Origin of the sequence: Gimesia panareensis (assembly GCF_007748155.1) — a bacterium.
In the GTDB taxonomy this organism is placed as follows: Bacteria; Planctomycetota; Planctomycetia; order Planctomycetales; family Planctomycetaceae; genus Gimesia; species Gimesia panareensis.
On sequence record NZ_CP037421.1, the window covers coordinates 7,579,425 to 7,604,088 of the forward strand.

The following is a 24,664-nucleotide window of genomic DNA, read 5'->3' on the forward strand; positions in this document are numbered from 1 at the left end:
TCAACTTTCCTGACAACGATCCCACCGGAACCACCCCCATGCAAACAAATCTCAATCGACGTGAAATGCTGGCTGCCGCAGGCGGACTGCTGACTGCCGGTCTTGCCACTACTCCCGCTGCCGCTGCGACACCCGCACGGAAGCGATCTGCCGCTGAACCGTTCGCTTACTGCTTCAACACCAGCACGGTCCGCGGCCAGAAACTGGGCATCGTCGAACAGATCAACCTGACCTCCCAGGCGGGCTACGATGCGATCGAGCCCTGGATGCGGGATATCGACCAGTATGTCACAGAGGGGGGCTCCCTGCAGGATCTCCGTAAACGGATCGAAGATGCCGGCCTGACCGTCGAGAGTGCCATCGGCTTTGCCCAGTGGATCGTCGATGATCCAGCACAACGCAAAGCGGGCCTCGAACAGGCAAAACGCGACATGGACACGCTCCAGCAGATCGGCGGCATCCGCATCGCTGCACCTCCTACCGGAGCGACCAAACAGTCCGACCTGGACCTGTTCGCCGCCGCGAAACGCTACCGCGCGCTGCTGGAACTGGGCGATCAGATGCAGGTGATTCCGCAGGTCGAAGTCTGGGGATTTTCCGAGTCCCTCTCGCGGCTGGGGGAATCCATGTTTGTAGCGATCGAGAGCGGCCACCCCAAAGCCTGTCTGCTCCCGGACGTGTATCACATCTACAAAGGGGGCTCCGATTTCAACGGACTGGGACTGCTCAGCGGCTCGGCCATTCAGGTCTTTCACGTGAACGACTATCCCGCCGATCCCCCCCGCGAAACGATCAACGATGCAGACCGCGTTTATCCGGGCGACGGCGTAGCACCGTTGACCGAGATCTTTCGCATGATTCACAAAGCCGGGTTCCGGGGCGTGCTCTCGCTGGAACTGTTCAACCGCGAGTACTGGGAACAGGACCCCCTCGCAGTTGCCAAAACTGGCTTACGCAAAACGCGGGAAGCCGTTTTGAAAGCGCAACTCGATCAACAGCCGAAAGCTGACTGAGACGTGAAGCAGATTGCCCTCCTGTTTGAGTTCGGTTCCCTGAATGGAGGCGAGCATTCCATGCTGGCCATGCTCAAACAGTTGCATGGCCAGTCCATCGAGTTCACCGCCTTCTGCCCCGCCGACAGTCCGTTACACCAGCGTCTGTCTTCCCTGGAGATCCCGTGTCACCCGGTTCACTTTCATGATACCCACGGACAGCGGCTGTCACGGGAGGAAGTCGCCCTGCAATTACTACCCGTATTGCAGGCAAACTCGTTCGACCTGCTGCACGCGAACAGTCTCTCCATGTCGCGACTGACCGGGGCCCTGGCAGACCAGTTGCCGGTCCGCTGCTCGGGTCATCTGCGGGACATCATCAAATTAAGTCGGGCCGCGATCCGTGATCTGAATCAGAACCAGCGGCTGTTCGCGGTCTCGCATGCCACCCGCGATTTTCATATCTCGCAAAATCTGGATCCGGACACCGTCGCCGTCTGTTATAACGGCGTCGATATCGAACGTTTTCAGCCGCGCCCCGCTACGGGCGCACTGAAACAGGAACTGGGGCTGCCCGCAGAATCACGCCTCTGCCTGACGATCGGACAGATCGGCCTCCGCAAAGGTCAGGACATTCTGGCAGAGGCGGCCAGTCTGCTGGCGGAGCAGGGGGACCGGGAGACGCATTTTGTCTTGGTCGGCGAACGGCATTCACAGAAACAGGAAAGCATCGACTTTGACCGCGGCCTGAATGACGCTTTTGCCCAACTCGGCCTGAAGGGTCGTCTGCACCGGCTGGGGTATCGTGACGATATCCCGTTTCTGATGAACGAAGTCGATCTGCTGGTGCACTCCGCCAAACAGGAACCGTTGGGACGCGTCCTGCTGGAAGCGATTGCCAGCGGACTGCCTGTCGTGGCCACCGCTGTGGGTGGAACCAGTGAAATCGTAGACCCGGAAGTATCGGCGCTGCTTGTGCCTGCCGGGGAAGCAGCGCCCCTGGCACAGGCCATACAGCGACTGTTGCACGATCAGGGTCTGAGGGAGCGCCTGGCGCAGGCAGCGCGGGAACGGGCTCTGGAACGATTCACAAGCCAACAGGCCAGCCTCAACATGGAAGCCGGCTGGCTGGCGCTGTGTGAGTAATCGCAACGTCTCCTATTTGCCGTCACGGGGATGAAATTCTTCCCAGCGTTTCCAGGCATAGTCCCATTCCATCCAAAGCCGCAACACGGACCAGAGTGCACGCAATTTACCAAGCTGCTCAGAGGGGATTTTCGATTGAGAGGACATCGCGTCCTGGGTCGCTTCCGTCAGGTCCCAGAGGCTGGCCAGTTCACGACACAGGTTGTCGGCCGTGAGATCGATCTCTGCATCTTCAGCAACAAAGCCGGCCGCATCGGCCATCACGAACAGTTCAAACAACTGACTGCGATACGGATCCAGCTCCAGGGGCTTGGTGGCTGCTTCTGCTTCACTGACCAGATTGGCAACACGACGGATTATATCATCCGCCAGATCACGGGAGGCAGAAGAAACATGGTTGAAGGAATCGCGGGACATGGGACGGAATACATTCTCTGAAACAGGACAGCTGACAGGGCGAATAAACAAAAACACATCCTGACCCGTTGAGCCAGGATGTGTTTAGAGAATATCGAATCGATACTGCTTCGGCAACCGCCGCTGTGTCTCTCCGGAAACTCCGGATCAGCTTAAGGCAGAATGAACACCAGGCCGGTTGCTGTAAGTCCCTCTGTGAGGGCTGCTTTGGTATTCCAGGGAATCCCGTTGATTCGCTTGGGAGTATTGGCTTCGCCCGGACGATAGTATCCCAGCGGGTACATCCGTTTGCGGAGCGGGTCGATGCTCATCTGGTAAGGCAAGGCAATCAACTGGCCGGTAAACCGTCCGATGGAAACAAAGGGCTGAACGACGTCCCGGCGTGACAGACCATACCGTTCCAGGTTGGGATCTTCGAAGTAGAGCGGGTTGTAGTTCACGTTCGAAGCTTCCCAGGTGTAGATGCTTTCGGTGAAGTTCCGCCCCGGATAGGGTTCATGGCTGAGTTTGAATTCCCGCGGGCACTCCAGGATCGCGACCCCTTCTTCATCCGATGCTTTACAGGGCTTGCCATCGGGGCGGGGACAGAGATTCCGGCAGGGCTCGTTCTTGGCGATCTCTGGATCGGGCTCATAGTCAAAGAACGGCTTGATCACGGAGATTTTCTTCAGCAGGTGTGGCGTTTCATCTTCCAGGTCTTCCGGTTCCGTAGCCACACCATCGATACTGGGGATGTCATCGGACAGATCTTCGTAGCTCTTCTGAGTCGTCACGAAGTTGGAACTGCTGTTATCCGATTCAGGAAACACCGGCACAATCTGTCTGGACGGTGTCGCAGCCGGAGCCGCAGTCACACTGTTATAGGGTACATTCTGCGTCGGGGCCGCGACGGACGGCTTCTGTGCCAGACCGATGGTTTTGAATGATTCTGCAGCCGGCACTGCAGCCGGTGCTGGACTGACGACAGTGCTGGACCGGGTGGTCGCAAACGTGTTCACACCCGTGGCAGCGGGTTGGCCGGCAGCAGGCGCCGGTGCAACGGGCATGTCATCTGGAATCGGACGGAAGGGCGCGACAAATTCCTGCTCGTCTTCAGTCTTACTCTGCTTACGCTGCTCGCGGCGTTCCTTGCGTTCCTGTTTCTTCAGTTCGCGTTTGCTCTCGCGTGACAGGGATTCCCAGCGGGCTTCTGGAGAACGGCTTTTCAGTTCCTCCCAGGTACTGACAGATGTCTTTGTCTGGCCGAGGAAAGGATCCTCCTCCGCGGTCGCTGCTCCGGTCAGACAGAATGGAGACAGGCCCAGTGCCAGGGCCAGGCCGAGCAGATATCGCTTGCGCGAACTATTCCATGGGTGAATGTTCGGCTGTGTAATTCGGTGCTTCCTGAGTGACTGCAATATCATGCGGATGGTTCTCCCTGACCGTCGCGGCAGAAACCTGAATAAACCGGGCTTCCGTTCGCATTTCCGCGACAGATTGAACTCCTAAGTAACCCATACCAGCCCGTAGTCCACCTACAAGTTGATAGAGCAGATTCTGCAGCGGGCCCTTGTAAGGCACGCGCCCCTCTACTCCCTCTGGTACCAGCTTCTTCGCGGAGTCCTTTCCGTCTTGTGTAACTGAACTTTGACGGTAGCGTTCGCTACTGCCTTTAACCATTGCTCCCATCGAACCCATACCACGGTAGCGTTTAAAGCTGCGTCCCTGGTACAGAATCAATTCTCCCGGACTTTCGTCCAGACCGGCGAGCAAACCTCCTAACATCACCGTATGAGCGCCGGCTGCCAGAGCTTTGGCAATGTCTCCACTGTAACGAATCCCCCCGTCAGCGATGATCGGAATTCCCGTCCCTTCCAGTGCTTTCGCAGCATTGGAAATCGCCGTTAACTGCGGCACACCGACGCCAGAGATAATTCGTGTTGTACAGATTGAACCAGGACCGATGCCGACCTTAACTGCGTCTGCTCCCGCATCCGCCAGATCGCGGGCACCCTGTTCGGTCGCCACATTACCGGCAACCACATCGATGTCCCATCGCTTCTTGATTTCTCTCACGGTAGCAACCACATTGCCCGAATGGCCATGTGCACTGTCCACCACCAGGAGATCCACCCCTTTTTCAATCAGTAAAGCAGCACGATCATAATCGCGGACACCCACAGCAGCCCCGACTCGCAGCCGCCCCCGTGAATCTTTGGAGGCCAGCGGGAACTGCATCGTCTTGTCGATGTCTTTGATCGTAATCAGCCCCTTCAGTTGATAATTTTCGTCAACCAGCAGAAGTTTCTCGACCTTATTTTCCAATAATATCCGCTGAGCCACTTCAAGCGTTGTATCTTCCGCAGCCGTCACAAGTTTTTCTTTCGTCATGACTTCAGAAATCGACGTCTCAGGAGAATCGAGAAATCGCAGGTCACGACTCGTCAAAATCCCCACAAGCTTCCCAGCTTTCGTCACAGGGACACCGCCGATGTTCTTCCGCTTCATGATTTCGGCAGCTTCTGCCACTGTCGCTTCGGGAGGCAGCGTCACCGGATCCACGATCACACCGTGCTCGCTCCGTTTTACCTGGTCCACCGACATTGCCTGCTGTTCCGGTGTCATGTTCTTATGAATGATCCCGATGCCCCCTTCCTGGGCCATCCCGATCGCCATATCGCTCTCGGTAACGGTATCCATGGGGCTGCTGATTATCGGAACATTGAGAGGGATATTTCGGGTAAGCTGACTGGCAACACTGACTTCCGAAGGCATGACTTCGCTGTAGGCGGGTTGCAGCAGGACATCGTCGAAAGTAATTCCCTGACAGATAATGCGATCTTGCATTGGTCCTCTCCTTACGGGTCTCTTTAATGTATTTTCGTTTTATAGTTTTTTATTCGATTTTATTTTTATGAAACATTGTAGGCAAATTTCCCCGCGAGGGGGCAATCTGTTTCAAATGTTTGTCTTCTGGGTGATCTGTTCCTGGAACGCATTTCCCAGTTCGATCATCTGGGGCACCGAGAGTTCTTCCGCCCGGGTCTTTTCCCGGTCGTATCCCTGTGCCTGCAATATTTCATCCACTTCCGCTTTGCTCAGCTGTTTGCTGTACATCCCCACCAGCGTACTCCGCATCAGTTTCCGGCGATGCTGGAAGACCCGCCTCAGGAAATCCTGAAAGAAGACGCGATCTCCAATTTTCTGTTTCAGGGGCGGGTTCGGCGTGAGCTGGACAATCGCCGAATCGACCTTGGGCCGGGGCCAGAACACGGTCGGCCCCACTTTTTTCAGCAGTTTCACAAAACACTGTGACTGCAGCCAGACCGACAGCGCGCCGTAATTCGAGGTCGAAGGCTTGCACGACATTTTCAGACCCAGCTCATACTGAATCGTCACCACCATCCGGCTCCAGGGCAGATCCGAGGCCACCAGATTCGAAATGATCGGCGTAGCGACGTTGTAAGGCAGGTTGGCGACCAGCTTCAGCTGACTGCCCGGATTCGCCTTGAGTTGCCGGTCGATTTCCTCCAGCACCGTGGGGTTGAGCCGGTTCTTGTTCTTCAACGCATCGCAGTTCAGCAGGGTGACATTGTCGTACTTCTGCGTCGCTTCGCTGGCCAGCGTATGCATGTTGCGATCGTACTCGACAGTGATCACGTGCCGGGCTTTCTGGGCCATGAAGGTGGTCATGCCCCCGGTTCCGGTTCCCACTTCGAGCACAATATCGGTGGGTTGGATGCGTCCCTGCTCAACGACGTATTCGATGATATTCAGATCAATCAGAAAGTTTTGACCCAGATCAGAGCGCGGGTTAAAGCCATGCCGCTCGAAGAGCTGCATTAAATAAGATCGAGTCTGCCTTTCATCTTCTTTCATTGATACCATCAAGTGTTAAGGGAACCAGCTTCGACACGTACTTCCCGAGGATATCGGTTTCGATATTCACGATGCTGCCCACCTGTTTCTGGCCCAGGGTGGTCACTTCCAGTGTGTGGGGAATCAGCGCGATACTGAAGGCAGACTGTTCGCAGTCCACAATCGTCAGGCTGATGCCGTCCACGGTGACCGATCCCTTGGGAACCATCTGCAGGGCCAGTGCTTCCGGAACTTCAAACCACATGGTGATCCATTCACCGTCCCGGTCGATCGATTTGATCGAGCCCACGCCGTCGACGTGTCCCTGCACGAAGTGACCTCCCAGTCGCCCGTTCGCAGCCAGCGGGCGTTCCAGGTTCACCGCATCCCCCACGGTCAACAGACCCAGGTTGGTCTTTGCGAGGGTTTCGGCCCCGGCCTGAAACTTCAGTGAGCCCGAGTTGATTTCCACAACCGTCAGGCAGCAGCCATTGATGGCCACACTATCACCGATATGGGCCTCATGCGAAATGAGTTCCGGAATCTTCAGCGTCAAATCGATGGAGGAGCCGTTCTTTTCCAGAAGATGAACGGTACCCTGTCCCTCGACCAGTCCCGTAAACATCGGCGACAGTACCTTCAGCGTGCAAAAACAGGGGGAATTAAACGAATCAGTTTCTCAAATTTTTCTGGATTTGTATAGTCGTCCAGCGATAACTTCTTCCCAAAAAGCCCGAATTGGGGACGAAAAGGCGAAATAACAGAACAACACAGGCACCGCCAGCTCCTGCACCAGGAAGATCAGGGCCAGCGAAAACACGAGTTGAATCACATGCCGACGGCTCCGCTGACCAGTGAACAACTGGTTAAACACATGCGGATAATGCACCCGTGAGACCATCAGAAAGGCGACGGTCAGGGTGATGACCGGCAGCGACCAGCCAATGGCGGAAATCAACCACTCTGAGAGCGACTGGAGGGATCCGTTTTCTGTTTCCGCCATCTTATAGAGCCCCCGGATGGCGATGGGGAAGGAAGCCACCACTCCCGCAGCGGCAGGGGAGGGCAGACCACTGAAGCCCTCGTGAGCGTCATCTTCCTCGGTTTCCACGTTGAACCGCGCCAGACGCAGAATCGTACAGACGGCAAACAGCAGCGCAATCACCCACAACAGCCGCGGGTGATACAGGTGAAATTCATGCTTGAATTGAATCATCTGCAGCATCAGAAACGCGGGCGCGATTCCGAAGCTGATGGCATCACACAGACTGTCGAGCTGGGCACCGAATTCACTGGTCTGATTCGTCCAGCGGGCGGCACTCCCATCCAGGGCATCGAACAGCATCGCCACAAAGATCAACACCGCGGCAATAAACAGGTGCTGATTTTCAAATGAGTTGTAAATCCCCGGAGAGCTCCCCAGCATGCGGGTCAGACCGCCGCTGGCCATGTGCCCCATGTATTCCGGTCCGACCTTGGCCGCATAGGTAATCGCACCAAAACCACAGGCGGCGTTACCCAGCGTCAACAACGTCGGCAGAACTGCAATCAGTTTACGCTTCTTCATCTGTTGCCTCGGTAGGGGATGCTGCATATTTTGCCAGGACGGTCGAACCGGCTTTCAGCTTGTCACCCGGCTTGGCCAGGATCTCCAGGCCTTCCTCCCGGGGAAAGACAATTACCGTACGGGACCCCAGTTTAATCATGCCAAATTGCGCCCCTTTGACTAATTCATCGCCCGGCTTGAGTCGACAGACGATCCGCCGCGCAATCGCACCGGTAATCTGCTGCACCAGCATCGGTCGGTTCGTCGGTTCCGGCATCTGCAGATAGACTTCCAGCCGCTCGTTTAACCGTGTGGACTCGGGACGCAGAGCATTCAGACATTTTCCGGGACGATAGGCGAGCTTGATGATTTTACCAGCCACCGGCATGCGGTTGATGTGGACATTAAAGATGGACAGGAAGATGCCGATTTCAATCGCCGGACCGCCGATAAATTCGTGATGCTCGATTTCCTCAATCGTATCGAACGTCCCGTCAGCGGGGGAAACGATGACACCTTCACCTGCAGGAATAGTACGCCTGGGATTGCGAAAAAACCAGACGATTTCTGTTCCAAATAAAACCAGCGTCAAGACCAGCAGCCAGCCGATGACGGACAGTACACCTGTAACGCTGCTGGATAGAATACCCCAGGAGAGCAGGGCGGCACCGCCGAAAAACAGCGTCGAAAGCACAATCAGTTCGGCCAGTCCTTCCCGGGCAAACGGCAGACGACTGCGATAGGCAAATGGATCGTCCTGCGGTTCCCAGTAATAGCCCCCCTGGTTCTCGTAGTATTTCAGATCCCGCGGATCGAGCACGTCGTGGGGACAGGGATTGAAATCCCCTTTCCGCGTGCTTTCCATTTTTTTCACGTAACCGCGACGGAACGTCTTCAACCAGAACCGCCGCCAGCGTCCCCAGAACATTTCCAGGTTGATAATGATTCCCCCGCCCGGCTGAATTGTCGTCAGCTGAGGGTCCATCGGTTCGACTTCCCGTCGGGGATAAGGTTGAACGGTGGCAGGGGCATTCACGTCGGATGAAGTTGAACTCATGGGGTCTGGATTCGCTGCTGCTATGCTGATTCGGGATACAGGGTTGGTTGAAAAGGCAGAGACAGTACCTGCTCTGGAACGTCCCAGTTTAACAGGATCGCGGCTGGCTGACGAGATTCGGCTTCGATCCTGAGTATTTTTAATCCGTTTTCCCGCCAGGCAACGGTTCGAATCGAAAAAATCAGTGCAGCGTCTCTGTTTTATGTGTCTGGACGCATCCGGGAGCACCCCTGTCTGTGACGAATGGAAGGGGTATACAGGCTGCATCTGCAAGCCTGGTCAGAGTTTGAGGGGATTCCGGGTATGCAGGTTTCTGCAGGTCGCGTAAAGATTCATTTAATCTGAACGCAGTCGTTTGAGGTTACTCCTGGATTCTGCTAAAAATATGCTGCTTTACGCCAAATAATATCAAATCTAATTGATGTGTTGTGAACCAACAGATCGAGTTCTTCCTGTCGAACTTTTTGAGGAAACAAAACCGATGAGTATTGCCATTAGTTCCGTTCATGCCCGTGAAATTCTTGACAGTCGCGGGAATCCCACTGTGGAAGTGGATATCGAGCTGGAAAATGGAGTTGTAGGCCGTGCCGCTGTTCCCAGCGGTGCCAGCACAGGGATGCACGAAGCCTGTGAACTGCGCGACGCCGATAAAAAAGACCGCTTCCTGGGCAAGGGTGTCCAGCAGGCTGTCCAGAACGTCAACACCGAAATTGCCGACGTCCTGGTCGACCTGAATGTCTGCGATCAGCTGCTGATCGACCGCGTAATGCTGGATCTGGACGGCACGGAAAATAAATCCCGTCTGGGTGCGAACGCCATCCTGGCCTGTTCGCTGGCCTCGGCACATGCTGCCGCTGCCTCTTCCGATCTGCCCCTGTTCCGTTACCTGGGTGGCGTCGGTGCCAACCGTCTCCCCGCCCCGATGATGAACATCATCAACGGTGGTGAGCACGCCAGCAACGGCATCGATCTGCAGGAATTCATGGTCATGCCCCTGGGCTTCGATAACTTCAGTGACTCCCTGCGTTGCGGAACCGAAATCTTCCACTCGCTGAAAAAAGTACTGTCTTCCAAGGGATTGAGCACCGCTGTCGGCGACGAGGGTGGATTCGCTCCCGACCTGCCCAACAGTGAAGATGCCATCGAAGTCATCCTGACCGCCATCGAACAGGCTGGCTACAAAGCCGGCGACCAGGTCAAAATCGCCTTGGATGCCGCTTCCACCGAGTTCTACAACTCAGAAACCGGCGTCTACACTGTCGAAGGTCGTGAATTCGATTCCGCCGGCATGGTCGACTTCCTGGCTTCCTGGGTCGAAAAATACCCGATCTGCTCCATCGAAGACGGTCTGGCCGAAGACGACTGGGCCGGCTGGGCAGAACTGACCAAACGCCTGGGCGACAAAGTTCAGCTGGTCGGCGATGACCTGTTCGTCACCAACCCCAAACGTCTGCAGCGGGGCATCGACGAAGGCGTTGCCAACAGCATCCTGGTGAAAGTTAACCAGATCGGCACCCTGTCCGAAACCATCGAAGCCGTGCAGCTGGCTGGCCGTAATGGTTACACCGCCGTGATGAGCCATCGTTCCGGCGAAACCGAAGACACCACCATCGCAGACCTCGCAGTCGCGCTCTGCACGGGACAGATCAAAACTGGATCCGCCAGCCGGACCGACCGGATCTGCAAATACAACCAGCTGCTGAGAATCGAAGAGATTCTGGGAGAGGAAGCCACCTTCGGCGGTACCATTTCCTGAATTGATTCTGCTCTGAAGTGAGATCAAAGGCTCCCGTTGGAACTATGTTCCAGCGGGAGTTTTTTCGTGCGCCGGCACCACAGGTACAGCCCCGACAATCGTCACGATTTAACAGGCTCTGGAGAAACCAGGGGGACGCTGTCGATTTTGATGAGGGAGCCCTGCGCCCAAAGTACGCAGCAATCGAAACCCATTTAGCATCGGCAATCAACATCGTGACAACCAAACAGAACCAGCATGAAGAATCCAGGATCGGCTGGATGATTTCGCTGACATTCTGGCTGCTGTTATTTCTGGCCGCGAGCCTGTTTGCTGCCGTCGTGCTCTCACCACGCTACCTCTCCTATCTCGAGCTACGCAACGAATACCTGTCGAACCAGGTTCAACTGGTGACGCTGGAAAATCAGGTGGAATACCTGAAGCAGATTGCCCATTCACTGGAGCATGATCCGGAATTCCGTTCCGAAGTGGCCCGGGTGGACTTCGATGCCGTCCGGCCCGGGGAAGAGCGGATTGCCGTCGCCCCCGATCTGGCGCTGGACCTGCCCAAGTGGAATCCACGCCGAAAAATCCCGGTCACCAGCCGCGCCTGGTATGTTCCCATGCTGAACGTTCTGAGTGAAAATCAGAAAATCCGTTCTTCCATTCTGTTGACCGCCGGCGTGATTGTGGTGTTGTCGTTCACATTCCTGCATGAATCACAGTCCCGCCAGCTGGAAACCGTAACCCGTTCGACGAAAGACTTTCTCTCGCTGTTTCTCTCCCGTTACCGGATTTCAGAGGAAGAGCCGGACGAAGACTGACACCTGTATCGACTATAACGAATGGCGCGAATACTCCTGTCGCCCCGGCCATAACGCCTGTCCCCATTTTTGTGATCCTGACCTTTGTACCCAGGAACCACGTTGTTCGGATTTTGTCTGGAATATCTACCCTGCCTTTGAATCTCGCTGAAAGCCGGCAGGGGAAATCAGATTCAGTTTGGCCGATCAAGGAACCGGGACGATTTGAATAGTAGTCAATTCAAGAAGTTTCACCCCTGAAGGGCATCGTCGAATGGATACAGATAAGCAAGCCAGAACTTCTCTGTTAACGGAATTCAGACTGAGACGCTGGGCGCGGATGCACTACGTTTCGTCTGCTCAAAGAAAAGCGACCTGGAATCCCATCGTTCTCGATGAAATGAATATGAAGGATCAGGAAATGCACGAAGCAGAAGAAAACAGCATGAAGGCCCGTGTTTCATCAATGTATGTCCCACTGGCTCCCGGCAGGATCACACGCATTGATGAATCACATGCAGAGGCGTCACCCCCCCATATCCTGAAGATGCAGGAACGGGCAGCCCACAACCTGCAGCGAACCGTGGATCAGTTGGCAGGCGAGTAAAGCCGGACGAAAGCGCTCTTATTTCCTGGGCCCCACATAGTCATTGACAAAGGCGTCCAGCAGCAGCACATCCAGACGATCCATCTGCTGAGACTTCTGATCTCCCGTCTGCAGGGGTGGCTCGTAATCGGCAGCAGCGGTAATGCGAATCCGCTTCGCCTCGATTCCTTTCTGAATCAGATACAGCATCGCCTGTCTGCCCCGCTGGTAAGTCAAAACCAGCTTGTCATTGTAATGTGCATCAGCGGGCAGAGGTTCCACCGAAGTGTGTGACCGAAGCTCGATTTTATTCGGTTTCCCCGCCAGCTCCGGGATCATCTGATCCAGCTTCTCTTTACGTTCCGCATCCAGCTCAATTTCTGTCTGCCCGTAATAGAGTGTTTTCCCGACGGGAACCGGCACGCCTTCCCGGAAGCGAAAGATGCGCACGTCTTTGCCTTCGAGTGCTTTGGTCTTGATCCCGCCTCGCCCCCGTTCATTGCTGTCGGTATAGGCCCCCAGCAGGCTCATCTGCTCGACCATCGAGTTCATCGGGAAATATTTACCGGGCGGCGCAATCGGACCGGTTCGATATCCCGTGTAGGACTGAATCGACTCCAGAATCGACCGGTATTTCTCATCATTCACAATTTCACTCAATGAAACCAGCATGATGAAGAACGTCAGCAGCAGCGACATCATGTCCCCGTAAGTCACCACCCATTCGGGGACTCCTGGTGGACCATCGTCTTCCATGATCGACTGCTCCTGAAAGTTTGTGAACAAACGGGCCTTCCGGCAGAATCTGCCACTCCAGCAGATTTCAGGCTCCGGTTACCACCAGAATCGTCCAGCGACAGGGAGAAACTTGCCGGATTTTTCTTAAACCGGCTCAGTTCAGCGGGGTTTACAGGCCTCTCTGGCATGCCAGCGCCGGTTCTACAAATCCCCTCCCAGGCACAAAATGTCCCTGAGATCATTGACGAACACAATAAATATCTACAACATTAGGAGTTAAGCAAGCAGCAACCGATAAGAACACCAGCGCCAGAGGAACACGGGAATATCTGGTAAAAGAAAAGGAAGTGGTCCAGGAATGTCGAGCCCTCTCATTGTGCAGCAGTCGGATCTGGTCGACTTGTGCGATCAAATTCAGGACGCGGGCATCGTTGCATTCGATACCGAATTCGTTTCCGAGTTCACTTATCGACCGGAGCTCTCACTGCTGCAGTTCGCACTCAACGGCCGGACTGTCGCCGTCGATCCCTACGAAGTCGATGACCTGACCCCCTGGTGGGACATCATGACCGACGATTCCACCACCGTCGTCGTACATGGCGGACGCGAAGAGGTTCGCTTCTGTCGCCATTTCTCCGGAAAGAAGCCGCAGAAACTGATCGACCTGCAGATCGCCGAAGGACTCCGCTCCCGAAGTTTTCCGATCTCCTACACCGCCCTGGTCGCCCGCGTGCTCGGTGAAAAAGCGGGCAGCAAAGAGACCCGCACCGACTGGCGCCGCAGACCTCTGACAGAGCAGCAGATCAAATACGCGCTCGACGACGTCAAATTTGTACTCCGAATCTGGAAGATTCAGGAACAGGAACTCTCCGAACTGGGACGTCTCGACTGGGCGGATGCCGAGTTTCAGCGCATGATCGATGAAGTCGACTCCGAATTTCATCGCGAGAACTGGCGGCGTGTTTCCGGTCTGCACAAACTGAAACCCCGCGAGCTGGCGATTGTCCGCGAACTCTTTGACTGGCGGGATGAAGTCGCCCAGGAAAAAAATCAGCCGGTCCGCCGCATTCTCCGCGACGATCTGCTGATCGAACTGGCCAAACGCAAGCCCAAGACCCCGCAGGACCTGACAGCCACCCGCGATCTGAATCGGAAAAACATGTTCAAGCTGGCGCCCCAGGTGGTGAAACGAATTGAAAAAGCGCTGAACCTCCCCAAGGATCAACTGCCCCAGATGCAGGAGAATCCCAACACACAGCAGAACCAGGATGAGCAGGTCATCGGCAAACTGCTGGGGATCGCGCTCGCCAACCGTTGTGCGGAAATGAATGTCTCACAGACACTCGTCGGTACAACCTCCGACTTGCGGCATCTGGTCCGCCATCACGTCTACGGGGAAGCGAGTGAAGAGAAGCCCCGCCTGATGACCGGCTGGCGGGCTGAAGTCTGCGGCGAACTGCTGACCGATGTCCTGGACGGCAAAATCTCGATGCGGGTCGCCGATCCGGAATCGGATCACCCCCTGCATTTTGAACGACTCAGCTAGTCGTAGTATCTCGAAACCTGTACAATCGCAGACCTGTACCGGCAGAAACCATTTCCTGCCGGTTCTCTGATTGTGACCTCTCGACAGACAGAGTCAGGAATGCCGATGAAACGGATGCAGATAGTCTTCCTCGTGTTACTTCTGGTTACACCCACTCTGGCGGCAGAACCTGCGCCGGAAGAAGATTACCGGGCGGTTGCCGGCAAATGGACCCGCAACGATCAGACCAGCAATGGCTCACCCCTGCAGGTGGAGCAGGAAATCAGCGGCAAGAAATCGATCGTGCGTGTGTATGATCTCAACGGCAAGCTCGTGCATGAGCACCAGGCCCGCTTCCAGCTGCAGAGGATGGAACAGGTCAATGTCTTCACCTATTTTGACCTGGAAGTGACTGCCGGCCCGAACAAAGGAAAACGGCAGCCGCAACCGAGATCATTCGCTTACCGCATCCGCAACAATCAGTTCATCCAGATTGAAGGACTGCTCAAAGAAGATCCCTCACCGGCCCGTTTTCTGATCTGGTGGAAGAAAACACCGCCGCAACCGGATGCCTGAGTCGTTCTGCAGAAAGCTGACACTACATCAACCTCGTTCACCGGACATCACTTATTAATGATCCGCTCTGCTTCCTTGATGTGCTTTTCAAACTTTTCCTGATCCGGGCTCGGTTCGGTGCGCGCAGTGTCCAGCATGCCTGGCAGATAATCGCGGCCCGCCCAGAGCATCTGCTGCAGATGGGGACGATCCGAGCCGGCATTCGATTCCAGCTCTTTGATCAGGGGAGCCATCTCGGTCGTGACCTTGTTCTTGAAGCTCGACCATTCCGCATCGCTGGCTTTCTTCTGCTGCAGGGAAAGGAACTCCTGGTGGATCTCTTTGAACTTGGCCAGCTCATCCTTGCCACTCGGCGAGAATAAATCGCCCAGCGGCACAAAATACAGAATTGCGATCAGAACGATCGCCCCTCCCACGCCACCCAGGATCTTGGGGTCCATCATCGGCCCCAGCGCCTCGAACGGATTCGATCGGGCGACTTTCACCTGCGGCTTGGGCCGGGCCGGTGGAGGAGTCGCAGCAGCAGGCGCTGGTGCAGCAGACGGCAGGGGAGCAGGTGCAGGAGTCTGTGTTGGCGGAACCGCTCCAGCTACTTCCGGAGCAGCGGATGTCGCTTCCGTACTCTCTGTTTCCTCAGTCGTCTCTGCGGCTTCAGTCGGTTTCTCGGGAGCAGGCTTCTTCAACTGCAGGGCTTCAATCTGCCATGCTTCAAACCACTCCCCTTTTTTCCCCAGCTTGAGTAAATCGGTGGGTTCCACACGCTGCTGTTCGGCCCACATTTTGATTTTGTGCGCTTCGATCGGTCCGTAACCCATGCCCCCCAGTTTGCAGTACCATTTCTGACGGGATCGCACCTTCAGAATCGGCGGCTTCGGAGGTTCTGCCGGGGCTTCCTCTTTCTTCTCTTCTGCGGGAGCTTCTGTTGTCTCGGACTCAGCTGCTTCCTCAGTCGTTTCTTCGGCCGCACCTTCCCCCGTCGTGGGCACTACCGACTCCATGTCGGTGTCTTCTGCATCCACGACGTCCAGATCGCTGCCCGAAGAACTTAGAAAGACCACCGTTCGGGCCGGCACCCATTCCGGTTCGGCTGATGATTTCACTTCATCGTTGGGCGCCAGTTCGCCATCAAAGAGCAGCTGCATCAGGTCTTCTGCCGACATCGGCCCCAGTTCCTGATTCAGCACCCGGCAAAACCATTGCACATTCTGATGTTTGCTGCGGACCGCTTCCAGCGTGGCAAAGCGGGGGAGTTGCGACTCCAGCTCGGAAGAGAGCTTATCTTCTTCTTCAACGATCGAGAACCCTTCGAGCGAAGGCAGATTCGCCTTCTCTTCCATGCCGAAGGAAGAATCCACGATCGAAAAATCATCGAGGGAAAGTTCCGCACCTGCGTCGGCCGCCGAATCAAACAGCCCCCCGATATCTGCCGCGGGAAACCAGTTTCCGCCCTCTCCGTTTCGGACCTCCATCTGCGGTGTCAGGTTCCCTGCATGCGCCATCGAAAACAGTTCTTCAAAGGAGATGGGACCAGATGCTTCTTCGTCTGACTGCCTGTAGTACCAGCTGTCCTGTGCCATTTTTATTTAACAATCTGTGACAGATCAAAGTAAATTTGTGCCTGCGTAACGTAGAATGCGCGCACAAAGCCCGCCTTCTCTTTACCTATTTTAGTGGGTAGGGTAGGCCCCAAATCTATGAATTTTGCCTTGTTTTTTCGAAAAACCGGCAAAAACAAAGCGTCTGTCCCGGATCTGATCAGTAGAAGCGGGGCTTTTCCGCCACACCCGCTTTCAATTGCTGCAATCAGACCAGCATGATGGCAGCCTGCGACCGCTGAGATGTCAGGTAATACGCCAACCGGAATGACTCATTAGCCGCAGGGCGTTAGCCCCGGTTGTGCACCACTGGTAAGGACCGTTCGAATTAAAAAGCACCAACTGTCCTGAGAAGCCGAAAATGTCAGGCTTTGACGGGAGCAGGCTTCCGTTTGAACATGAGCAGCCCCATAAAGAAGACAAACAGGGCACAGAAGCAGCACAGACCCGCAAACCAGTCGCCGTATTTCGTGTACAGGCTGGTCCGGTTATCCAGGGGCACCGTATCGATCACCACCGCATTCATCGATTTGTTCCACCGCCCGGTTTTGGGATTCACCAGTGCTTTCCGCCCCTGGTTGTCCCCGTCAATAAAGACATCAGGCTCGACGATCATACCGTCCCCGTCAATGACCGCAGAAATCCCCGTATTCACGGCCCGCACCATGGGCGTACGATTCTCCACACAACGGAAGGAAGCAGTGATCAGGTGCTGATCCAGTTCGCTGGAACCGTGAAACCAGCCGTCATTGGTCAGATTAATCAGGCAGTCAATCGAGTCGTCAGACGAACCATCCGTAGACGACTGATTCATCACCGAACGGACGAGCTGAGGTACCGTATCTTCAAAACAGATCACCGGTGCGAAGTTCCAGCCCTTGTATTCAAAATTCGCCGCATGCTTCCCGGGCTGAATTCCAAACGAGGCTCCATAGGGAGAAAACACCTGCAGGAACGGCAGTGTATCGCGCAACGGCAGATACTCGCCGAACGGCACACGATGAATTTTATCATAGCGGTTCGTGATCCCGTAATCGGGTCGTACAAAGACCGCGGAGTTGAACTGTTCCACGCCATCATCACCGGCGGAGATGGTATCGAGGCCAATCACCATTGCCGCATTCGCTTCCTGGCTCATGTTTTTCAGCGTCTTCTGCACCGAAGGTTCGTCCCATTTGTTGAGCGGAATTTCCGGAGCGATCTCCAGCAGCTGCTCATTGGTTTTTCCGTTCCGATCCACCATCGGCCAGCGGAACATGGTTTCCGGCCAGATCACCAGGTCGGGCTGGTAACGCACCCCTGCCCCCATCAGCACCAGATGCTTCAGGTACATCGAGCGCCACTGGTTCGGATCGTGTTTGACCGAAGTCGGAAAATTCCCCTGAATGAGCGCGATCCGCGCCCCATCCGTAAATTCGGCCTGCGAGCGGCGTACATAGCCATAGCCCAGCACAGACAGAAACAGCCCCAGGCAGACAGCTGTCTGAATCAGCTGCTTCCGCCCGATCTGGTCCAGGTTCTTTTCCTCCGGCGTCAGAGTCGTCGGGAAGAGCTGTAACCGCTTCATCAACGAAACGGGCAGCAGGTCAGCAAAACAGGCCGCCAGCATGACGACGATAAAACTGACACCATAAGCACCGGTGATGTCACTGATCTGAATCAGCTCAGTCCAGCGATACTGCGTATGGCCAATGTAGTACCAGGAGAACCCGGTCAGCAGATAAGCCCGCATGTATTCCAGTCCCACCCACATCACGGGTGCAGCCGCGGGCAGGGGAACATGAAATCGATGCACGGCTGTCCGAGTCAGAAAGACAAACACCGGAAAGTAGAATGCCAGGTAGAACGCCAGCGCGATCCAGGCCACATACATCGTGGCATCCCCCAGTCGCATCCACTGTAACGTCGGAATGGCAAACAACAGCCCGCCACAGTAGGTGGCGGTATACATCAACCGGGTGGGACGCGGAAGGCGAACGAGCAGTAACAGCGGGATCAGACAGACCCAGCCCAGTGGTCCGAAATCAACGGGCGTAAAACTGGCCCACATCAGACCGGCACTCAATCCGGAAAGCGCCCAGGCGCCCCACGCCGGAGCGGGCGACGTCCGCGCGGTATTGATGATCCGCTGAATGTCCTGCCCCAGAGCATTCTCTTGGGATGAGTCAGGTTGGGACGGTTGAGTATCAGACACAGACTGTGGTTCCATCTCAGGGAGATCAGAGGGAGTTTGTTCGGAAGAGATTGTGTTCGAGGTCATAAGTTCCATCCTTGGTTTTCGATCTCGCAGAGAAACGCTGATGGATCGATTTACTGAAAGCGAAACATCCTGTTTCACCGAAACCGGTCATCATTACTACGTTGTATCAACGTTTCCGAATGGGGCCAATCCTTTCAAGGGTCCCCTTTCTGGTCTGATTCTGGTGTTTTTTACTGAAATCAGGGATTTAGGAGTAGATCAATCAGGGGAGAAACTCGCTCTGCTACCATAAAAAGGTGTCGATGGGCAATCCGCTCTGATACAGCTGATTCCCGGTGGCGAACAAGGCAATTCCGTTCGCTGCGACGGTCGCATGTAGATCTGCAGAACCCATTGACTGCAGAGGAGTTACAGTTGCCTCACCCTCCGACCAATCGATCCGGGCCGGCTGATAAGTCGGGCGATCCCCCCGCGATTGAAAATCAGCCGTCAACCGGGCTGACACCGGCTGAGGCATCGGATCCGGAAAACCGAGGTACTGCCGCAACGCAGATCGCACAAACAGTTCGAAACAGACCATGCTGCTCACCGGGTTCCCGGGCAGACCGAAAATATAGCAGGGCGCACGGCCCTCCTGTTCCAGAATCCCGAACCAGAGTGGCTTACCCGGCTTCAGATTGACTTTATGAAACACCTGTTTCACGCCGGCAGCGGCCAGCTCTGAGGGGACCAGATCGAGTTCCCCTGCAGACACGCCGCCGGAAAGCAGCAGAAAGTCACTTTTCAGACCTTCCTGAATTTTCTCGCGCAAATGACTCCGTACATCCCGGGCAATCCCCAGCGGAACGGGCCGGGCATCGGCCTGCAGGATCTGGGAATGCAGCATGACCTCATTGGAATTGCGGATCTGTCCCGCCTCGGGTTTCTGTTCAGGCGGGACCAGTTCATCGCCGGTCGCCAGGATCGCCACCGAAGGCGTGCGTCGCACGGAAATCTGTGGACTGCCAGTCTCAGCCAGGGCACCGATCTCCTGGGCGCGGAGAAACGTCCCCGCTTTGACGACGGTGGCCCCCTGTTCGAGAACCGAAGCCCGGTACAGCATATTCTTTCCCGGGGCCACCGGTGTCGTCTTAATCTGTACCGTCTGTTCTGCTTCGTTAATCTGACAGTGCTCGATCTGGACGACCGCATCTGCCCCCTCGGGCAGCGGCGCCCCGGTCATGATCTGCGAAGTCTGTCCCGCCTCCAGAGACCGGGTCGGTACCGAGCCGGCGTAGATCACTTCCTGAATCTGCAGCGTTCCTGTGCCGTCAGGCACGTCGCTGCTGCGGACAGCGAAGCCGTCCATCAGGGCCTTGTCAAACGGGGGAATATTCACATCGCTGACGGCATCTTCCGCCAGCACGCCGTGCGTGGCTTCAAACAGGGAGCAACTCCGGGGAGTCGCCGGTTGAACGGTCCTGAGAATCTGTGCGAATGCTTCGGGGACAGACAGCATTGAAATCGCCTCCCTCTGTGGTTCAAGCGCTGGTGAGTTCTTCTGCCGGCAACTGCAGGAAATTTTTCAGCAGGGTGGTGCCTTCCAGGGTCAGAAAACTTTCCGGATGGAACTGCACCCCGTGTACCGAGTACTTCCGGTGCCGGAGCCCCATCACCTCTTTGGGATGTCCTGCTTCTTCCACCCAGGCGCAGATCTCCAGTTCTTCCGGGCAGGTCTCTTCGGGAACAATCAGGCTGTGATAGCGGGTCGCCTGAAACGGGGAGGTCAGGTTCTGGAAGACCCCTTTCCCGTCATGGTACACTTCAGAGACTTTACCGTGCATCAGCCGTTGTGCGCGAACCACTTGTGCGCCAAAGACTTCTGCAATGCATTGATGCCCCAGGCAGACCCCCAGAATGGGGACCTTGCCGGCAAAATGAGCGATGATTTCTTTCGAAAGTCCCGCTTCTCCGGGAGTACAGGGACCGGGAGAAATGATGATCTTCTCCGGCGCAGCCTGCTCGATTTCTTCTATCGAGGTCTGATCATTCCGGGCCACTTCGATCTGAAGCGTCGGATCAATCTCCCCAAACCGTTGCACAAGGTTATAGGTAAAGGAATCATAGTTATCGAGAACGAAAATCACGTGTCACCCTGCAGAAGATCAAGTTATGTAGTGTGTGAATACCAGATCATAGACAACAGACAAAGGAAAAGCGACTGGCCCGCACGAATTCCTGCGCGTCTCATCTCAAACCGGGGCTTCAGCTTCCCGCTGTTCGTCACACCCGCACAAACCGGCCGGTGATCCGGCAAAGTCAGGCCCCACTGACTGATAAGACAACGTATTGGCTGGATTGTTCTTAAGAATATTGGTGTTGACCAGAAATGGCAATAATTGTTATGAAACCCCACCTTTCCGGAAGGATCCGGATTCAAAAATGCTTATCTGTACACATCCTGGCTGACATTCGCAGCCGGGAACCTGTAGCTTCAGGGGTTAAGGTTGGACTCCAGGCCGATTTCAAACTGGTTGAAACGCTTCACCATCTCACGGCGTCAGCTGTTCTGGATGGTCGTCTTTCTACCTATATTCTGCGCGATCTATTACCTCGCGTTCTGGCTGCGCTATGAAGGCTCCCTGAATGTCGACGGCGTACTGGGCGAGAACGGCTTCCGCATGTTCCGCTCGACCGTCCTCTGGGCCGTCGGTCTGAAGACGTTCACCTTCTGGGGCAGTGGAGTCTATAAAATCCGCAGCCGCTACATTACCACCCGCGACGTGGTCAACCTGGCCAAAGCGGTCACGATCAGCTCGATCGGGCTGGCGCTGGTGGATTATCTCATCTTCCCCAAGTTCATACTGCCCCGTTCGGTCTTTCTCATCGACTGGGGATCCACGATTCTGGTCGTCTGCGGTTTCTGCGCCGGGATTCGCATGGTCCGGGACAGCGGCCGCAAGTTCCGCCAGAACGGAAACTGCACACCCACATTTATCATCGGTGCCAACGAAGCCGGCGCCGCGCTGCTGCGCATGATCGAACGCGATAAAAATTCCTGCCTGCGGATCGTCGGGTTTCTGGATGACCATCCCCACCGCATCGGAACCCGCATCAACGGGGTCCCCGTACTCGGCGCCCTCGATCAGATGTGCTCGCTGGCGGAAGACTACGGCGTCTCCGAAGTTCTGCTGCCGGCTGATGAAATTCCGGGCAAGACCGTCCGCCAGCTGATGGAAGCCGGAAACTCGGCCGACATTCAGGTGCAGGTCCTTCCCAGTTATCAGCAGCTGCTCTCGGGCAAAGTGGAAATGAAACCGCGGCCCGTCTGCATCGAAGACCTGCTGGGACGCGAACCCGTACAACTCGACATGCAGAACATTCGCAACTGGATGGACGACCGCGTCCTGATGGTCACCGGCAGTGCCGGGAGCATCGGCTCGGAAATCTGCCGCCAGCTCCTGCAGTTCTCCCCCCGCAAACTGGTTCTGGTCGACCGTTCCGAAAACAGCCAGTTCTACCTGGAACGGGAACTGATCAAACTGGGTTACGCCGGCCGCTTTGATGTCGTCATTGCCGACATCAACGATTCCAAACGCATTCGTGCCGTCATGCGGGAATACCAGCCGGACATTCTGTTCCACGCGGCTGCCTACAAACACGTCCCCCTGATGGAAGGGAACCCGGGCGAAGCCGTCAAAAACATCGCGCTGGCCACCAAACACCTGGCCGACCTGGCTGAAGAGTTCGCCGTCGGCTCCTTCGTGATGATCTCCTCGGACAAAGCCGTCAATCCCACCAACGTCATGGGTGCCAACAAACGCATTGCCGAATTGTACGTGCAGTCGCTGGCCGCTCACTCCCGCTGTCACTTCGTGACGGTCCGCTTCGGTAACGTCCTCGGTTCCGCCGGCAGCGTGGTGCCGATCTTTACACAACAGATTCAGAATGGCGGCCCGGTCACGGTCACCGACGAACGCATGCAGCGCTACTTCATGACCATCCCCGAAGCCTCACAGCTGGTGATCCAGGCCGGGGCGATGGGGCGGGGCGGTGAAATCTTCGTCCTCGACATGGGTGAGCCCGTGCGGATTGTCGATCTCGCCACCGACCTCGTTAAGCTCTCCGGACTCAAGGTGGGCGAGGATATTGAAATTCAGTTTACCGGTCTGCGTCCCGGCGAAAAGCTGTATGAGGAACTCCACGTCGACGGCGAAAAACACCTGCCGACCCGGCACCCCAAAATCATGGTCGCCGAAAAAGTCACCGTCAGCGAACAGTTCGTCCATAATGCCTTCGAACGGCTGGCCAGCGTCACCGAACAGCCTTCCGCTGAGATCCTGGCAGAAATTCAGCGGATCCTCCCCGAGTTCCAGAGCGCGGCACCTCAACAGAATCAGCCGACGGTCCGCCGTGCTGCGTAGAAACTCCGCAGGCCTGGGAGATCCACTCGTCTGGCAATTTCACTGTTGGCGAGCCGACAGTGCCACCGGGTTATCTGATACTCAACCAGGAATGAAATTCGGGGTTGTCGGAGACAACAGGAAACTGTCAGGGCACGCTGACAATTGAGAAAGCAGTCGCCGACCTCTTTTCATTTCCGCAGCGAAGTGGCTCCCTGGATTTGTTCGCACTCACTGTCAGTTTCCTGCTCGCTGCGCTCGGCCCGAATTGCATTCGGGCCTACCCCCTTTAATAGAATTGAAGTCAAGGCGTAGGGGCAGTACCTGTGAGTCCGCCCGCCTGGTTGCCTTCGATCATAGATCGATGGTGAGGGGACCGGTTGAAACGGCTTCGCGGGTAGCCACACAGATCTTTCCAGATACACCACTGATTCTCCGCGGTACCTTTTCATCCCTGCCTGAATTTGTTACTTAATAGTAATACAGAGAGTCGTTTTACGGGCCCATTTCTCATTCCCAGAAAACGCAGGTAGATTATGAACAAGGCGCTACGGTTTCTGATCTCGTCTTCACTGTTACTGATCCTCGCTCCGCTTATCAGCGGCTGTAACGACAGTCCCGCCACAGGTCCCGACTCTGCGCAGACGGACAGCCAGGCACCTCAAAAGCCACAGGGGCGACTGTTCGGTGCTTCATTCCAGACGTTGAACAATCCCTTTTTCGTCGACCTGGGGGAAGGATTGCAGAAAGAACTCGAAGCCAACGGCGACGAACTGATCATCCTCGATGCCCAGTTCAATTCTCTGAAACAGAAGAACGATCTTTCGGATCTGATCCTGAAAGATGTCGCCGGAATCTTTGTCAATCCGGTCAACTGGGAAGGTCTCAAAGGTTCGCTGCTCGAAGCCCAGCGCAAAAAGGTTCCGATCATCATCGTCGACGCCCCGGTCAAAGAAGCGGACGAAGAGCTGATTGTCTGCACGGTTGCCTCTGACAATGTCCGTGCCGGGAAGCTGGCCGCCGAGGCACTCGCCAAAGTGAACCCCAAAGCAAAACTGGTCGTACTGCATCTTTCCGTCAACAAAGCCTGTATCGACCGGGTTGCCGGTTTTAAAGAGGCGATGCAAGCATATCCCGATATGGAAATCCTCGACGTGCAGGAAGCCAAGGGGACCACCGAAGGCGCCCGCCCCGTGATGCGCGATCTGATCGGCCGCTATCCCGATCTGAATGCGGTCTTCGCCATTAACGATCCCAACGCCCTGGGCGTGATCTCCGCCCTTGATTCCGCCAACAAGCTCGACAAAGTGACCATCGTCACCGTGGATGGCTCGCAGGCAGGCATCAAGGCGATCCAGGCCGGGAAACTGCATTCGACTTCGGCCCAGTTTCCGAAAGAGATCGGCAAGATTGCTGCGGAGAAAATGCTCGCGCACCTGAAGGGAGAGCCGGTCGACAAAGATGTGAAAGTTCGCGTCGAACTGATCACGGCTGAAAATGCGGAGCAGCATCTGGAGGCAGATTAAAGC

General features: G+C 55.8%; 21 protein-coding genes. 9 read left to right on the plus strand and 12 right to left on the minus strand.

The genetic code is table 11. From position 1 onward, the window contains the following. Positions 1–38: 38 nt before the first annotated feature. Together Enr10x_RS28710 and Enr10x_RS28715 are read left to right on the plus strand one after the other, a co-directional pair. Positions 39–1,013, plus strand: coding sequence for a sugar phosphate isomerase/epimerase family protein (locus Enr10x_RS28710; RefSeq protein WP_145452473.1), 975 nt, complete (start codon positions 39–41; stop codon positions 1,011–1,013). A 3-nt stretch (positions 1,014–1,016) separates the two neighbouring features. Next, entirely contained in the window at positions 1,017–2,138 is a 1,122-nt protein-coding gene (locus Enr10x_RS28715; RefSeq protein WP_145452474.1) for a glycosyltransferase family 4 protein, read from the plus strand. A gap of 12 nt (positions 2,139–2,150) precedes the next feature. Here Enr10x_RS28715 and Enr10x_RS28720 read toward each other — a convergent pair whose 3' ends face one another. From Enr10x_RS28720 to Enr10x_RS28750, 7 genes are all read right to left on the minus strand, one after another. After that, positions 2,151–2,555: a hypothetical protein gene (locus Enr10x_RS28720; protein ID WP_145452475.1), complete on the minus strand. Its 405-nt coding sequence runs from the start codon at positions 2,553–2,555 to the stop codon at positions 2,151–2,153. A gap of 152 nt (positions 2,556–2,707) precedes the next feature. After that, on the minus strand, positions 2,708–3,958 hold the full coding sequence (locus tag Enr10x_RS28725; RefSeq protein ID WP_145452476.1) for a hypothetical protein: 1,251 nt from the start codon (positions 3,956–3,958) through the stop codon (positions 2,708–2,710). Next, on the minus strand, positions 3,897–5,381 hold the full coding sequence (gene guaB / locus Enr10x_RS28730) for an IMP dehydrogenase (RefSeq protein WP_145115581.1): 1,485 nt from the start codon (positions 5,379–5,381) through the stop codon (positions 3,897–3,899). Before guaB ends, Enr10x_RS28725 begins: the two co-directional genes overlap by 62 nt. 111 nt (positions 5,382–5,492) lie before the next feature. Further along, positions 5,493–6,413 (minus strand): 16S rRNA (adenine(1518)-N(6)/adenine(1519)-N(6))-dimethyltransferase RsmA, encoded by a 921-nt coding sequence (gene rsmA / locus Enr10x_RS28735; RefSeq protein ID WP_145452477.1) that lies wholly within the window; start codon positions 6,411–6,413, stop codon positions 5,493–5,495. After that, on the minus strand, positions 6,400–7,017 hold the full coding sequence (locus Enr10x_RS28740; protein ID WP_145452478.1) for a riboflavin synthase: 618 nt from the start codon (positions 7,015–7,017) through the stop codon (positions 6,400–6,402). Before Enr10x_RS28740 ends, rsmA begins: the two co-directional genes overlap by 14 nt. A gap of 54 nt (positions 7,018–7,071) precedes the next feature. Then, positions 7,072–7,959 carry a CDP-diacylglycerol--serine O-phosphatidyltransferase gene (pssA, locus tag Enr10x_RS28745; RefSeq protein ID WP_145452479.1) on the minus strand — a complete coding sequence of 296 codons (888 nt, stop codon included), beginning with the start codon at positions 7,957–7,959 and terminating at the stop codon, positions 7,072–7,074. Then, on the minus strand, positions 7,946–8,995 hold the full coding sequence (locus tag Enr10x_RS28750; RefSeq protein ID WP_232093176.1) for a phosphatidylserine decarboxylase: 1,050 nt from the start codon (positions 8,993–8,995) through the stop codon (positions 7,946–7,948). The genes pssA and Enr10x_RS28750 overlap by 14 nt, the downstream gene beginning before the upstream one ends. Positions 8,996–9,476: 481 nt before the next feature. On the opposite strand from Enr10x_RS28750, the gene eno reads away from it, so the two are divergent. The 3 genes from eno to Enr10x_RS28765 all read left to right on the plus strand — a co-directional run bounded on the left by eno (position 9,477) and on the right by Enr10x_RS28765 (position 12,140). Further along, a complete protein-coding gene (gene eno, locus Enr10x_RS28755) occupies positions 9,477–10,751 on the plus strand; it encodes a phosphopyruvate hydratase (protein ID WP_145115591.1) in 1,275 nt (424 codons plus the stop codon). Positions 10,752–11,011: 260 nt separating this feature from the next. Beyond that, positions 11,012–11,554 (plus strand): septum formation initiator family protein, encoded by a 543-nt coding sequence (locus tag Enr10x_RS28760; RefSeq protein WP_232093177.1) that lies wholly within the window; start codon positions 11,012–11,014, stop codon positions 11,552–11,554. A 253-nt stretch (positions 11,555–11,807) separates the two neighbouring features. Next, positions 11,808–12,140: a hypothetical protein gene (locus Enr10x_RS28765; protein ID WP_145452481.1), complete on the plus strand. Its 333-nt coding sequence runs from the start codon at positions 11,808–11,810 to the stop codon at positions 12,138–12,140. 18 nt (positions 12,141–12,158) lie between these two features. Here the strand turns inward: Enr10x_RS28765 and Enr10x_RS28770 are convergent, their stop codons facing one another. Next, complete coding sequence (locus Enr10x_RS28770) at positions 12,159–12,875, minus strand: OmpA/MotB family protein (protein ID WP_145115599.1); 717 nt, start codon at positions 12,873–12,875, stop codon at positions 12,159–12,161. 340 nt (positions 12,876–13,215) lie between these two features. Between Enr10x_RS28770 and Enr10x_RS28775 the strand changes: the two genes are divergently transcribed. Both Enr10x_RS28775 and Enr10x_RS28780 read left to right on the plus strand, forming a co-directional pair. Further along, positions 13,216–14,403, plus strand: coding sequence for a ribonuclease D (locus Enr10x_RS28775; protein ID WP_145115602.1), 1,188 nt, complete (start codon positions 13,216–13,218; stop codon positions 14,401–14,403). 105 nt (positions 14,404–14,508) lie between these two features. Beyond that, positions 14,509–14,958: a hypothetical protein gene (locus Enr10x_RS28780; RefSeq protein ID WP_145115604.1), complete on the plus strand. Its 450-nt coding sequence runs from the start codon at positions 14,509–14,511 to the stop codon at positions 14,956–14,958. 47 nt (positions 14,959–15,005) lie between these two features. On the opposite strand, the gene Enr10x_RS28785 is transcribed toward Enr10x_RS28780, so the two are convergent. The 4 genes from Enr10x_RS28785 to Enr10x_RS28800 form a co-directional block, all read right to left on the minus strand. Beyond that, positions 15,006–16,535 (minus strand): DUF4339 domain-containing protein, encoded by a 1,530-nt coding sequence (locus Enr10x_RS28785; RefSeq protein WP_145452482.1) that lies wholly within the window; start codon positions 16,533–16,535, stop codon positions 15,006–15,008. 382 nt (positions 16,536–16,917) lie between these two features. After that, on the minus strand, positions 16,918–18,813 hold the full coding sequence (lnt, locus tag Enr10x_RS28790) for an apolipoprotein N-acyltransferase (protein ID WP_145452483.1): 1,896 nt from the start codon (positions 18,811–18,813) through the stop codon (positions 16,918–16,920). Between the two features lie 223 nt (positions 18,814–19,036). Further along, positions 19,037–20,251 (minus strand): molybdopterin molybdotransferase MoeA, encoded by a 1,215-nt coding sequence (locus tag Enr10x_RS28795; RefSeq protein ID WP_145452484.1) that lies wholly within the window; start codon positions 20,249–20,251, stop codon positions 19,037–19,039. A gap of 22 nt (positions 20,252–20,273) precedes the next feature. After that, positions 20,274–20,879 (minus strand): anthranilate synthase component II, encoded by a 606-nt coding sequence (locus Enr10x_RS28800; RefSeq protein ID WP_145115615.1) that lies wholly within the window; start codon positions 20,877–20,879, stop codon positions 20,274–20,276. Positions 20,880–21,239: 360 nt separating this feature from the next. Here Enr10x_RS28800 and Enr10x_RS28805 point away from each other — a divergent pair, with 360 nt between their 5' ends. Together Enr10x_RS28805 and Enr10x_RS28810 are read left to right on the plus strand one after the other, a co-directional pair. After that, a complete protein-coding gene (locus Enr10x_RS28805; protein ID WP_145115617.1) occupies positions 21,240–23,156 on the plus strand; it encodes a polysaccharide biosynthesis protein in 1,917 nt (638 codons plus the stop codon). A 515-nt stretch (positions 23,157–23,671) separates the two neighbouring features. Then, positions 23,672–24,661 carry a sugar ABC transporter substrate-binding protein gene (locus Enr10x_RS28810; RefSeq protein ID WP_145115620.1) on the plus strand — a complete coding sequence of 330 codons (990 nt, stop codon included), beginning with the start codon at positions 23,672–23,674 and terminating at the stop codon, positions 24,659–24,661. The last annotated feature ends 3 nt before the right edge of the window (positions 24,662–24,664 follow it).